This is a genomic window from uncultured Sulfuricurvum sp., from assembly GCF_937936435.1.
Taxonomy (GTDB): domain Bacteria; phylum Campylobacterota; class Campylobacteria; order Campylobacterales; family Sulfurimonadaceae; genus Sulfuricurvum.
In genome coordinates, this window is record NZ_CALDDG010000111.1 from 1 (window position 1) to 12,034 (window position 12,034).

At 44.8% G+C, this 12,034-nt stretch carries 12 protein-coding genes and 2 pseudogenes; 3 read left to right on the forward strand and 11 right to left on the reverse strand.

The window, feature by feature from the left end; all coding sequences use genetic code 11:
- Window positions 1-225 (reverse strand): annotated as a pseudogene (locus Q0389_RS10455) (J domain-containing protein); the annotation flags it as partial.
- Window positions 226-328: 103 nt separating this feature from the next.
- On the opposite strand from Q0389_RS10455, the gene Q0389_RS10460 reads away from it, so the two are divergent.
- On the forward strand, window positions 329-619 hold the full coding sequence (locus Q0389_RS10460; protein ID WP_298693994.1) for a hypothetical protein: 291 nt from the start codon (window positions 329-331) through the stop codon (window positions 617-619).
- Window positions 620-657: 38 nt separating this feature from the next.
- On the opposite strand, the gene Q0389_RS10465 is transcribed toward Q0389_RS10460, so the two are convergent.
- Together Q0389_RS10465 and Q0389_RS10470 are read right to left on the reverse strand one after the other, a co-directional pair.
- Entirely contained in the window at window positions 658-2,250 is a 1,593-nt protein-coding gene (locus Q0389_RS10465) for an NADP-dependent glyceraldehyde-3-phosphate dehydrogenase (protein WP_298693996.1), read from the reverse strand.
- A gap of 114 nt (window positions 2,251-2,364) precedes the next feature.
- The gene (locus tag Q0389_RS10470) at window positions 2,365-2,769 is read right to left on the reverse strand and encodes a hypothetical protein (protein WP_298693997.1); all 405 of its coding nucleotides are present in this window, start codon (window positions 2,767-2,769) and stop codon (window positions 2,365-2,367) included.
- A 62-nt stretch (window positions 2,770-2,831) separates the two neighbouring features.
- Here Q0389_RS10470 and Q0389_RS10475 point away from each other — a divergent pair, with 62 nt between their 5' ends.
- Entirely contained in the window at window positions 2,832-3,023 is a 192-nt protein-coding gene (locus tag Q0389_RS10475; RefSeq protein WP_298693999.1) for a hypothetical protein, read from the forward strand.
- 35 nt (window positions 3,024-3,058) lie between these two features.
- Here Q0389_RS10475 and Q0389_RS10480 read toward each other — a convergent pair whose 3' ends face one another.
- A complete protein-coding gene (locus Q0389_RS10480; protein WP_298694000.1) occupies window positions 3,059-3,433 on the reverse strand; it encodes an STAS/SEC14 domain-containing protein in 375 nt (124 codons plus the stop codon).
- A 155-nt stretch (window positions 3,434-3,588) separates the two neighbouring features.
- Window positions 3,589-4,053, reverse strand: coding sequence for a hypothetical protein (locus tag Q0389_RS10485; RefSeq protein WP_298694001.1), 465 nt, complete (start codon window positions 4,051-4,053; stop codon window positions 3,589-3,591).
- 200 nt (window positions 4,054-4,253) lie between these two features.
- Here Q0389_RS10485 and Q0389_RS10490 point away from each other — a divergent pair, with 200 nt between their 5' ends.
- A complete protein-coding gene (locus tag Q0389_RS10490) occupies window positions 4,254-4,520 on the forward strand; it encodes a hypothetical protein (RefSeq protein ID WP_298694002.1) in 267 nt (88 codons plus the stop codon).
- 59 nt (window positions 4,521-4,579) lie between these two features.
- Here the strand turns inward: Q0389_RS10490 and Q0389_RS10495 are convergent, their stop codons facing one another.
- The 6 genes and pseudogenes from Q0389_RS10495 to Q0389_RS10520 all read right to left on the reverse strand — a co-directional run.
- Window positions 4,580-5,179 (reverse strand): hypothetical protein, encoded by a 600-nt coding sequence (locus Q0389_RS10495; RefSeq protein WP_298694004.1) that lies wholly within the window; start codon window positions 5,177-5,179, stop codon window positions 4,580-4,582.
- Between the two features lie 199 nt (window positions 5,180-5,378).
- Window positions 5,379-6,251 (reverse strand): OmpA family protein, encoded by an 873-nt coding sequence (locus Q0389_RS10500; RefSeq protein ID WP_298694005.1) that lies wholly within the window; start codon window positions 6,249-6,251, stop codon window positions 5,379-5,381.
- Window positions 6,252-6,815: 564 nt separating this feature from the next.
- The gene (locus tag Q0389_RS10505) at window positions 6,816-7,799 is read right to left on the reverse strand and encodes a hypothetical protein (protein ID WP_298694006.1); all 984 of its coding nucleotides are present in this window, start codon (window positions 7,797-7,799) and stop codon (window positions 6,816-6,818) included.
- 590 nt (window positions 7,800-8,389) lie between these two features.
- Window positions 8,390-10,270, reverse strand: coding sequence for a molecular chaperone HtpG (htpG, locus tag Q0389_RS10510; RefSeq protein WP_298694007.1), 1,881 nt, complete (start codon window positions 10,268-10,270; stop codon window positions 8,390-8,392).
- Window positions 10,271-10,723: 453 nt separating this feature from the next.
- Window positions 10,724-11,452 (reverse strand): tRNA pseudouridine(38-40) synthase TruA, encoded by a 729-nt coding sequence (truA, locus tag Q0389_RS10515; RefSeq protein ID WP_298694009.1) that lies wholly within the window; start codon window positions 11,450-11,452, stop codon window positions 10,724-10,726.
- Window positions 11,449-12,034: pseudogene (locus tag Q0389_RS10520) on the reverse strand (permease); the annotation flags it as partial. The pseudogene Q0389_RS10520 and the gene truA, both read right to left, overlap by 4 nt.

Genomic DNA, 12,034 nt, shown 5'->3' on the forward strand with positions numbered 1-12,034 from the left:
CTGCCATCGTTCTTTAGACATCACCTCGCACTCGGCAAAGCGGATCAGGCCGTTAGCGGTGAGCTCATCCAGAGAAAACGGTCCGACCATGTCGTAGGGTGCTTCGAGCCAGGCGAGACTCGCATCCGTATCGATCCGCCCGATTGTGACGAAATCGCGAATTCCGATCGATCCGTTCCAGATGATCCACTCTATATCTTCGATCTCTTCTAAGTATTCTTGCATGCTCTTTCTCCTGCTGTGGGATAAAAGGATTTTTATTCCTAATGCAAAATATGTGCTACAGCGGTGGAACGCTAAATGAATATCGACATTAAAAAGGGTTTCTATGGCGAAAAATACCACTCCACCGAAGGTCATCCTGCTCAAGGGCAACGGAGGGATCACGGTCAACAACGAGATGATGGAACTGCTCACGATCACCCTTGCACACGGATGTATCGGTTTGCCGCTCAAATCGTTGTATGCCGAGAACGTCTATATCGTAAAGGACAGAGAGACATTTTGGGAGATACACAAGCAGATCAAGGAAAAACCGTGCTGTTTCGTTCATGCCATCGACGGACTGGATGAAGAAGATATGACACGGATCAAAGCGCAGAGCATTGCTTTTATCTAACTCTGTTAGAGTATCCCTGGTGGATGCTTTCGGCAGGATTAAAAAATAAAATCGGTCGAGAGGAATGAAGAGCTTCTGTCTCTTACAATCGAGCGTATAAGGTCGCGGTTGCCGTCGGTCTCTTTGGCGGCGACGAGGGTTCGGATGGTAAAAACGCGCAGAGCGTCTGAAACCGAGAGCGTCCCCTCCGCCGAATCTTTCCGCCCGCTGAACGGGAAAATATCCGGTCCTCTTTGGCATTGGCTGTTGAGATTCACGCGGCACACCTGATTGACCAGCGGATCGATCAGCTCTGCGATACGGTGGGGGTCGGTGCCGAACAGGCTCACCTGCTGGCCGTAATCGGATTCGATGACGTACTCCATGGGTTCGGAGATGTCGTCGAATACGACGATCGGTACGACCGGACCGAATTGCTCTTCCGTATAGAGACGCATTCCCGGACGGACAGGATAAACGATGACCGGGAACATATAGGTGTGCTCATACCGATTCTGGGCGGGATTGAGAATACTCGCCCCCTGATCGCAGGCGTCCCGGACGAGTTCGGCGAGATGTACCGTTTTATCAAATTCCGGAAGCGGAGTGATAGATACACCGCTTTCCCACGGCATCCCTCCTTTGAGGGAGGCGACGGCGGCAGAGAATTTTGCGTTGAACTTATCGACGATCGAACGGTGGACAAACAGGATTTTTAGAGCCGTACACCGCTGGCCGTTAAAGGAGAGGGCTCCCGACACGCACTCTTTGACGGCGAGATCGATATCGGCGTCTTCCAAAACGATTCCCGCATTTTTGGCCTCCAGCCCCAGAACGGAGCGCAGTCGATGCGGTTTGGGGTGTTGTCGTTTCAACGCATCGGCCACGCGGCTGCTTCCGATAAATGCCAAGACGTCGATTTTCCCCGATTGCATTAACGGCGTGATCACTTTTTCCCCCGCGCCGTAGACGGTGTTAACCACTCCTTTGGGGAAAGAGGCGCAAAACACTTCCAACAAAGGATGATGTAAAAGGACTCCGAGTTTCGGAGGTTTAAAGATGACGGTATTACCCATGATAAGAGCCGGGATCAGGGTAGCAAACGTTTCATTGAGGGGATAGTTGAACGGTCCCATGCACAAAACGATCCCTAGTGGCGAACGGCGGATCTGCCCGATGATCCCCTCTTCGATTACGAAGCGGGAAGAGAGACGGTCGAGTTCTTTGAGCGCATCGATCGTGGCATAGATATAATCGATAGTGCGGTCGAACTCTTTTTGGGAGTCCGGGAGTGTTTTGCCGATCTCCCACATCAGAAGTTTTACCACTTCATCGCGTTTTTCGCGCATGTCGTAGGCGAATGCTTCGACTCGGCTGATTCGTTCTTCTACCGACATGGTCGGCCACTCGCCGCGTCCGTAATTGTATGCTTTATGGGCGGCATCAAGAGCTTCTTGTGCATTATGCGCATCCAAAAGGGGATAGCTTCCGATACGTTTGCGTTCGCCTCCTTCGCAGATAGGCGAATAGACATCATGCTGTTCACCGCTCCATTCGCGGATTTCACCGTCGCAGAGGTAGCTGGTCTGTTCCAGCGGAACATCGATCCGCCACTGCGATGGTATGGTCTCATTCGAAGGAAAAAAATCCATAATATCCTCTTTTTCATGTGCGGACTGGTTCAAAACAGCGGCTATTCTAGCACACTAAAATCTACAAACGGGTATCTTCAAACCAAAATATGAATAAGTATTCATATATGAGTATTACATAGACACATAGAGGTTAAACACCCTTGCTGCTTCTATGCCGTCGTCATCTACAAATACACTGCCATCCGGTGCGACGTCAGCAATGATCTCGATTCTTTCATCAAGGCCGGTATAGACGATCAGATTCTTGTCGGTATCCACTGTTTTTGTAAATGTGAACCGGCTCGCAGTGAGAATGTTCTCCAGTTCAGTCGCATCGGAAAAATGTTTGAAGACGATCGACGACAACAATTTTTCCAAAGGCCCGAAATAGACTTTACAGTGGAGGGCATTTTTACGGCTTCGGCTGTAACCGAGGTTTTCTAACCGAACGATGCCACTTGATTCGATTTGTTTAAGCGTTTCGAAATCGACCTCTTGGGAAGCGTAGGCTTCGTATAAAGCGGTAAATGTTTCCATCATTAACTCCTCGTTAGAATGCCGGATGCATTTCATACTCCAGTAAACCAAAAGGGGACGTTATGGATTTTTTTTGTCAGGCATGCGATTTTGTGATCGATGTGGAGATGATAGCCGAGCTGGATGGGGGCAAATGCCCATCATGCGGAAAACTGGAAGGATTCGGAACCGTTCCGAAACATTCGATGCCGAACAGCGCGAATGCCCATGTATTGAATGATACGGATTTTTTAAATCAGGACGGCGCCGAATAAAACGAGAGCGATGATAATTTTTCCCATGTTTTCCCTTATTCTCTCAACCAAGAGAAGGCATCTTCCGTCGATTCGAAATAGTGCATCTTTGCATGGGTGAACCAGTTGCCTATGGTGACGGCGGTCTCTTCCCATCTTTTGTTTCCGACGAGGGCGATTTTAGTAAAGACTTTGTTGTATTTCAACCCGAATTTAAAATCGTCCCAGAGTGCATGAAGCTCATAGCCCGTAAACTCTAGCAGATCGACGAGAACCTTGACGTCCGGTTTGTCGATCCCCGCGAGAGCATTGTCCATCATGGGATTAAGCAGTTCGTAATCGCTGTGCGTGAGTTTTCCGACTATTTTCATTGTTACCGTGAATTCGTTTTCGCTTTGATCGATCGTGATGTCGATAGCATGTGATGGCATGGCAGACTCCTCATAGTGGTATAGGAGTTATTGTAGCATATCGTATTGTATAGCGGAATTCGGTATCTTCTCTCGCTAAAGAGAAAAGCATAGAGAAGGTTTAAAATGCGGGGCAAGGGAAGGGTATAAAAAGTACTGCCCCCTTTTTTTCTATCTTAATTAACGGTAAAGTGCTGTCTCGTGACTACGCCCCAATACGGATCGTCGTAGGACGCTTCGGTATAAACCGTTTCATCAAAGTGTTCAATCGTTTTACGCCAAAAAACGGTGGCGTATTCGGCTCCTCGAATCTGTTTGATCTCCCACTTTCCGGGATAGTTTTTCCAAATAGTGTGGGCAAACCGCATTCCGACGGTATTTTTTCGAAAATACGGAAGGATGTAAAACTCGCACACCTCATAGGTTTGAGCTTCTTTTGAACAGATCGCGGCGATTCCGGCAGGGAGATCGTCGATGATAAGCAAAAACCCCAGAGTGTCGTCTCCTAGACGAGTATCGAGTTCGAACAGACCCGACGCATTCGGTTTTTTGCCCGTGATCGGTGAGAACTCCGCTTCATAGTACTGCACGAGGTTGTGATAGATATGCGAATTGGCATCGGTAACAGGGATTATTTTCATAGGTTTTAGCAGTACTTTTTTGAGGCGAATTGTAGCAGAAGTTTTTATCCCCGATTTTAGTTCGGAAGTGCGAGAAACAGAAATCGCAAATTTGATTCTCTTGCAAATTTTAATAAAAACAAAAGATATTGTAATTATAATTGGTTTTTAATATTAAATAAAATTAGTTCCTTCTCTTTGGAACGTAAAAAGGCTTCATCATGAATACATTGGAGTGGTTTAGTCATTTGGAAAATATAAACGGCAGACAGATAGTGGCAAAAATGTTTGCTATCGGTGCATGGAAGATCGATTTTCATGAAAACTCACCGACCTTTGTTTGCTATGCGGAACGAGAGTGTAAAACGTGTCCTAATTGTTCAAAAGAGCGGTGTTTGTGTTCCATCGAAAGTACGGAGAAAATCAGCCACTCGTTATATCATAAACAGATGTTAATTTATTGCTCGGAGTTCATGGAGTTTTGTTAATGAATGTGGAGTAAAGGGAAGGGAATAGAAACGTATTCTATTCCCTTTTAGAAGATTTATTATTTGTTCAGCTCGTTATCTTTCCAGTATTTTGTCCCCTGAATCGTCGCTTGCAGTGCCAAACCGTTTTGAGTCAATTTATAAAGCCGAATTCCCGGTGCGACGGTAATGGCTGCACCGTATGCATCCCCTTTATCCGCAAGTTTTGCGGCGGCATCCGCTTGAGCGTTTGCTTCCCATCCCTCATTTACAAATCGCTCAAACACCTCTTTGTTTTCGAAGAGAAAGACGGCTCGGAAATCTTTGATCCCCAGTCCGAATCCTACTCCTCCGGAGGCCATATTCATATAGGTATTCATGCCGCTGCCGTTGACGTGGGCCACTCCCGTCCCTCCTTCGGCGGAGAGGAGAACGAGGTTTACTCCGACATTGCTAAATGCTGCATATCCGTAGGACTTGGCAATCATCTCTTTAGCTTCCGGTGCGTGTTTGTAGAGCAACTGCAAAGTCTCGTTACTCGTCTGTAGACGCTCTGCGCGTTTTTCCTCCAATGTTTTTCCGCTCCAAAAACCTGAAAACATGATGATAGCTGCTGCTGCCCAAAACAGCATTAAAAACGATCGGGCGGATAACCCTGATCTTGGTATGATTCGTTCCATAACTTCCCCTTTCATAGTGACTTTTGACTGTACCTATTGTATCTAAGATTTTAAAATCAATCATAGAATCAAGTATTTTCAAACAATATTTATTAAAAATTAAGTTTCTGTCGTTTTTTATCTGAACACATGCGTAGACAAAAATGTGTGTGTCTGACATCTCGTTATGAGTGTCCGACACAGCTTTTAGTGATCAATCTTATTGTGTTTGAGTCAGGTTCGGAAGCTCATTGGAGAGGATATCGAGATTCGGTAGCATGACGATCTCGATACGGCGGTTGAGCGCTTTTCCCTCTTTGGTGGCGTTGTCGGCGCGAGGCTGATACTCTCCATACCCTGCAGCCGAAATATTCTGCGGCATAACACCCTCGTCGATCATCAGATGAACGACAGTCAGTGCGCGTCCCGATGAAAGCTCCCAGTTGCTTGCAAAGCGGTCGTTATGAATCGGAACGGTATCCGTATGCCCCTCGATTTGGAAACGGCGCTCCGGCAGCTCTTTGAGGATATCGGCGATCTCTTTGAGCGTCTCGGTGCCTCCTGTACTTATCGTTGTGCGTCCGGTCGGAAAGAGGACGTCTTCGGGCAGGTTGATGACGAGGCGGCCGTTTTCGATCGATACCGTCAGTTTCCCCGCATCGATCATTTTTTGGAGCTTATCGACAAAGTGAGCATAGATTTCATTGCGTTTTTGGGTTTCCGCTTCGATTTGGCGAAGGGTATCGAGCTGTTTTTCGGTGAGGTTGAGCTTGGCTTGCAACTCTTGCAGTTTTGCTTGTTTATCGGATAGCTCCGAACGGCTGGTATTCAGGGATGATTCCAGTCGGTGGTACTCCTCGTCCAACTCTTTTTTCTTTGTTTGAAGTGCGTTGATCTCATCGTTATAGCGCTTGATCTCTTCTTGGTTTTTCTTGATTTGGAGCTGCTGTTCCTGAATGGTTCGTTGTGCCGAACCTAAAGCGGCCCGCGTGTTTTCGAGTTCTTGCAATGTCGCTTCGTGGGTTTTAGTGGTTACACACCCGGTACTGAGCAACATTACGCCACATAGGATGGATACGGTTGAGAGTCTCATGATCTTCTCCTTTTAATGGGGTAAGGATCATTATAACTCAGATAAAACAATGTCAAAAACCTGTCCTTTTCTTTTTAGAAAAGAACAGAACGAAAAGATAATAGAACCGTTTATACTTTTCTGTTTAGTCAGAAAAGTATGCAAAAGACCATACCGTGATCCATAAACGCTGCGTTCCTCTCGGCACGTCTGCCTCTGGAACGGCTTTTGGTGATGGATCACGGGGATTTATTTAGTTAGAAAATTTTCGCTTTTGCGAAAATAGATAGTGTTTGGTCTTTCCGGCATCCTCTAAAGCCGCGCGCGAAGCAGCAGTGCGAGAGTCGCGCGAGCGATTTGCCACAGGGACGAGGTTTTTTTGGTGACTTTTTTTGCCGGAACAAAAAAAGTGATAAGAGTTTTAAAAGAGTCGGAGAGTTTGTATTCCCAACGAGAACGTTGGGAACGAAGAAAAATAGAAAAGTAGGGAGTTATTTTGAAACGTAGGATGAGGGAAGGGGAATAAAAAAGTAACCTGTCCCCTTTTTCAAATAGTTCTTTAAGGATGAGAGAAGTGCTTCATATTTAATAAAATAGTTTATTTTTTATAGTTGAGATATTGTTTTTTCCAGCTTTATAATCACTTGCTGTTTTTGCTACAGTAAACTGATATCTTTTGTCATTTTTGAAAATCAATTTATGATGTTTTCCTTCTTCAGAGATTGTAAATCCAATATCTTGAAGTACTTGTTTGTCTCGTGGGCTTAATTTACTAAAGTTATCAAAAACTTCTTTTAATCCATCGATGATACGATTTTTATAGCCAGATATTTTGTTAGCATTGATAAGACTATTTAATAATAAGGCTTTGCGGCTTCCTTCTTCAGCATTTTGTAGTTCAGAGTGTAAAATTGTGATTAAAAGGTCATTATATTCATTTGGATATAGTTCTTCTTCTTCACCGGGAGTAAGGATTGAACTTTCGGTTTGCACTTCTTTATTGAGCGCATTAATATGAGTTCGTAGACGATTTATTTCCAATCCTAAGAAATGGATTTGCTCATTTTTTGCTTCTAATTCACCATCAAAAGTGAACATATATTCATTTAGCTCAGTTGAACCCTTGTCTCGTAGAAGTTTAATCTTTGTTTTAAAATGAAGATCTTTTAAATATGACCAAGTAGCTTCTCTGACTAATTGTTGGGACAATAGAGCTTCTTTTACTATGCGTGTTATGTCTTTTTCGAGATCACTTGGTGCTTGATATTTACCATAAGGAAATAAACGTGTATTACCCATTCCATACGGCCAGTAAATTCCAACTGCACCAAGATAAACATTTTGACGTGAGGTTAATTCCATAATCTTATATGAAAAAGCTCGATCTGGCTCAACAATGACATGGGCCATACCTGCTAAATGATGTGCAACATTTTCTGGATTAATATATGGTTTATTATCATCAGATACACTAATATATATTACTGGCATAATATTTGAAGTTTCGCTGTTAAGTATTTTTCTGACAAATTCAAGATCTTTTTCTTCTAAATAGTAGGCTTTATCCAATACTTTTAAATCGCCATCAATACCGCTTCCTAATTCATCAAGGATTTGTTTAACAATGTATGGTTTTTTTGCTTTAGGTATTTGTCTACTTGGAATTTCAGATGTCCATGATAATTGGAAAGTAAGATTATATTCATTGTTAAATTTTGCTCCAACAATTTCTGTAATCCATCTATCATCTTTCTCTCCTTTTTTTTCATAACGTATTCCTACACCTTCATATTCGTGATTAATACATCTAATTATATGAATGCTCTCATCGTTCAGTATTTTTAAAAATTCATCATCAATTTTTAAGAAATCACTTTTTTTAAATTTTGAATGCTGGCTTCCATCAAGCCATTTAACGCAATATCGATAAGTTGATCTAAAGTAGCAGTATTATTTACAGTAAATTGAGTTTGAAAAAGAAGCATATTAATTATTACCTTCCCATTTTTTTACATAATTATATTGAAAAAAAATAGAAAATGATATTTTTAATTGATAGGATCAATATTAGTACAATCCATTAAACTTCCCGCTTTCGCGGGAATGACGGGAGATAGATTCCGTATCTACCCTAAAGGGCACGTTAAGTACGGAATGACTTACAGCGCTTTCGCCATAATACGGTTAAGACGAGCAATAAACCCTGCGGTGTCCGCTAGCGTCTCACCCTCATAGAGTTTCGCCTGATCGAGTAATACATGCGCTGCATCGTCGATGAGGTTCATGTCTGCACTGTCAGAAAGTTTTTTGATCAACTCATGGTTCGGGTTGATTTGTAGGATCGGTTTCGGAGCCGGGAAATCCCCGCCCATTTGCCCGAACTGTTTCATCATCTGCGCCATCATATAGCCTTGGTCTTCTTTATCGACTTTCAGACACACGGCTGACTCGGTGAGATCAAAGGTCGTTTCGACTTTCGATACGTTTTCACCCAAAGCATTTTGGAGCTGTCCGACGAAGCCCTCTAGGCTTTTCGCTTTCTCTTCGTGCTCTTTTTTCTCTTCTTCGGACTCTTCGAGTTTCGCATCGGTGACGTTGACGAATTTATACTCATTGTACTCGGTTACCATCGGGAATACGATGGTGTCGATCTCTTCGTTGAGGACGAGTACGTCGATCCCTTTGGCTTTGAAACGCTCTAGGGCAGGGGAGTTTTTGAGCATAGAGAGAGACATTTTCGCCGTGATGTAGTAGATCTCTTTTTTCTCGGCGTCTACACCCTCGACGAATTTGCTGAACATCACCGGCTCATCAGAGTTCAGGGTGTTGAGTTTGAGAAGCTCTAGGATTTTCTCGCGATTACCGAAATCGCTGTAGAGACCCTCTTTGAGGACGTTTCCGAACTCTTTGTAGAACGTCTCGTATTTCTCGGTGTCGTTTTCCGCCAATTTAGCAAGCTCGCCCAACACTTTTTTAACCGATGCGTTTTTGATCTTCGCCATGACGCGGTTGCTTTGGAGGATTTCGCGGCTGACGTTGAGCGGAAGGTCGGCAGAATCGATCACCCCGCGCAAGAAACGCAAGTACGTCGGCATAAGCTCTTTTTCATCGTCGGTGATGAAGACACGGTTGATGTAGAGTTTGATACCGCTTTGGTAATCGACACGGTACAAGTCCATCGGCGCTTTGGACGGCACGTAGAAGAGGGTGGTGTACTCTAACGCACCCTCAGCCTTGTTGTGCATCCATACAAGTGGCTCGGAAGAGTCGTGCGCGATGCTCGAATAAAAGTCTTTGTACTCTTCGTCAGAAATTTCGGATTTAGAGATCGTCCAGAGAGCGTTAGCCTTATTGATTTGTTTGTTGACGATTTCGTTGTGACCTTTCTCTTCACCCTCTGCAGGTGCTACCCACTCCTCTTTGTCCATGAAGATCGGGAACGGGATGTGGTTGGAGTATTTTTTAACGATAGAGTCGATGCGGTGCGTTTCTAGGAACTCCGCTTCGTCGTCTTTGAGGTGCATGATGATCGTCGTACCGTGGCTGTCGCGCTCTGCGGGCTCGATATCGTATTCGCTTCCCGCCATGGATGACCATTTGTACGCTTGCTCTTCACCCGCTTTGCGGCTGATGACTTCGACTTTGTCCGCTACCATGAACGACGCGTAGAATCCGACCCCGAACTGACCGATGAGTTTGGAATCTTTTTTCTGATCGCCTGAGAGTTTTTCCAAGAACGCTTTGGTTCCCGATTTCGCGATGGTTCCGAGATTCTCTACGAGATCGGTTTCGTTCATCCCGATACCCGTATCGCTGATAGAGAGGGTTTTCGCCTCTTTGTCGATGACGATATCGATGCGCGGAGCGAAGTTGATTCCTTTGTAGTTTTCGTCGGTGAGGACGAGCATGTTTAGTTTATCAAGTGCGTCGGAGCTGTTGGAAACCAACTCGCGGACGAAAATCTCTTTGTTGGAGTACAAAGAGTGGATCATGAGGTGCAAGATTTGTGAGACTTCAGTCTGGAACTGATGTTTTGCCATGTGACTGTTTCCTTTAAATTGTAAAATTTTGAGCTGTGATTGTAACAAAATAGTTTTAATAATGCAAGAAGTATCAATTAAGTTTAGTGTAATTGACTAAACTTACTTTTTTGACATTGTATTTTTCATGTACTTTTCTTTTTAGAAAATAAAAGTACGAAAAGAAAAGCGCCGCGTAACAGAACGCTACCAGTCGATTTGGCACTACTGCCATCGACTGGGCTCTATGTGTGTTGTCGCGGCAAAATTATTAATGTAATAATTTTCGCAAAGTGCGAAAATAAATCGAATAAATCCCCGTGATCCATTACCTAGAGCCGCTCCGAAGGCAGACGTGCCGAGAGGAGCGAAGCGTTTTTGGAGCACGGTATGTTCTTTTCAGAGAAACATCCCTTCGGGAACGCTACGCTTGTTTTGCTACTTTTCTCACTAAAGAGAAAAGTAGCTATAAGATCAGTATTTGATACGCGTAAGATACAGCCCGTTATGCGGCGCGATATCCGTAGAGTGCCGCTTGACGCGGTTTAGCTGCTCTATCAGCTGTTCTTTCGTCGCTTTTCCCGCCGAAATACGGAGCAAAAACCCGACCATCAGGCGGATTTGGGAGCGTAAGAAGCCGTTTCCTTCGAACACGATGATAAAGTGCCCTTTGTACGAGTAGGCATAGGCACGGTAGATGATACGGGTATGGTGTTCCAAATCATTGCCGCTTTTTTTGAAAAACTCGAAATCATGGGTTCCGACGAAACAGCCTATCGCATCACGGACCGCATCACGGTCGAGGGAGGGGACGAAAGTGATGAAGTTATCCTCGAACGGATTGCCAAGTCCCTCTTTGATGACGTATCGGTAGACACGGCGTTTGGCACTGTAGCGGGCATGAAAGTCCTCATCCACGAACTCGATCCGCTGTATCCGCATGGCGGGGGGGAGCTGAACATTGAGCATTTCGCGTAAGCGGTGCAGGTCAGTCCAAAAATCGGGGAGATCGACGTGGATCACCTGATGGGTCGCGTGAACGCCGCGATCAGTTCGTCCGGAGGCTTTTGGGGTGGCGGTGATTTTAAGCCGATGGAGTACGGTGATCAGATGTCCCATCACAGTGTTGTCGGTGTTGGGCTGTTGTTGAGAACCCATAAACGCAGAGCCGTTGTAGCTCAGTGTTATTTTGGCACGGCTCAAAAACGGCTCCCAACCAGACGCTTATAAAAGCCGTAGGTGAATATCAGCCACCCCAATGCAACGACCCAAATGGTATGAAAACCGAGTTTTTGCTGCAACAAATACGAGGCGGCGTAGAAAACGATGATCGCTAGAAAAAGCCATAGATAAATCCACCGTTTCTGATGGCGGGCATGGACGACCCCTAGCGCCATGATCAAAAATAGCGAGAGAACGGGGAAGAGACTCAAAAGGGTATTGGTGCTGAGTCGCTGATCTTTACGTTTGCGCATATCATCGTTCGTCCAGTAATCGATTAGGTTTTTATAGACGGTATCGCTCGATTCGAGCACGTCGTTGATATAAGCGGTTTTGAAGAGCATCTCTTTGAGGGTTTCGTTGTCGTAGCTGTAGCTTTGCCCCTCTTTCAACTGAAGCTGGAGAACCCCCTGATGATTAAGCAAATCGGCATTTTTGGCGGTGATGATGATTTCGTCTTTGAGCGATTTGTTAAAGAGGACGACATCCTCAAAGCGGTTTTTTTCCTGATCGCTTTTGTTGATGAAGAGCATCCAGTCTCCGAAACTGTGGCCGAATTCCGAA

Bases quoted from the DNA above. Each gene is read 5' to 3' on its own strand.
- Q0389_RS10460 (WP_298693994.1), top strand. From the start codon at position 329: ATGGCGAAAAATACCACTCCACCGAAGGTCATCCTGCTCAAGGGCAAC.
- Q0389_RS10465 (WP_298693996.1), bottom strand. From the start codon at position 2,250: ATGGATTTTTTTCCTTCGAATGAGACCATACCATCGCAGTGGCGGATC.
- Q0389_RS10470 (WP_298693997.1), bottom strand. From the start codon at position 2,769: ATGGAAACATTTACCGCTTTATACGAAGCCTACGCTTCCCAAGAGGTC.
- Q0389_RS10475 (WP_298693999.1), top strand. From the start codon at position 2,832: ATGGATTTTTTTTGTCAGGCATGCGATTTTGTGATCGATGTGGAGATG.
- Q0389_RS10480 (WP_298694000.1), bottom strand. From the start codon at position 3,433: ATGCCATCACATGCTATCGACATCACGATCGATCAAAGCGAAAACGAA.
- Q0389_RS10485 (WP_298694001.1), bottom strand. From the start codon at position 4,053: ATGAAAATAATCCCTGTTACCGATGCCAATTCGCATATCTATCACAAC.
- Q0389_RS10490 (WP_298694002.1), top strand. From the start codon at position 4,254: ATGAATACATTGGAGTGGTTTAGTCATTTGGAAAATATAAACGGCAGA.
- Q0389_RS10495 (WP_298694004.1), bottom strand. From the start codon at position 5,179: ATGGAACGAATCATACCAAGATCAGGGTTATCCGCCCGATCGTTTTTA.
- Q0389_RS10500 (WP_298694005.1), bottom strand. From the start codon at position 6,251: ATGAGACTCTCAACCGTATCCATCCTATGTGGCGTAATGTTGCTCAGT.
- htpG (WP_298694007.1), bottom strand. From the start codon at position 10,270: ATGGCAAAACATCAGTTCCAGACTGAAGTCTCACAAATCTTGCACCTC.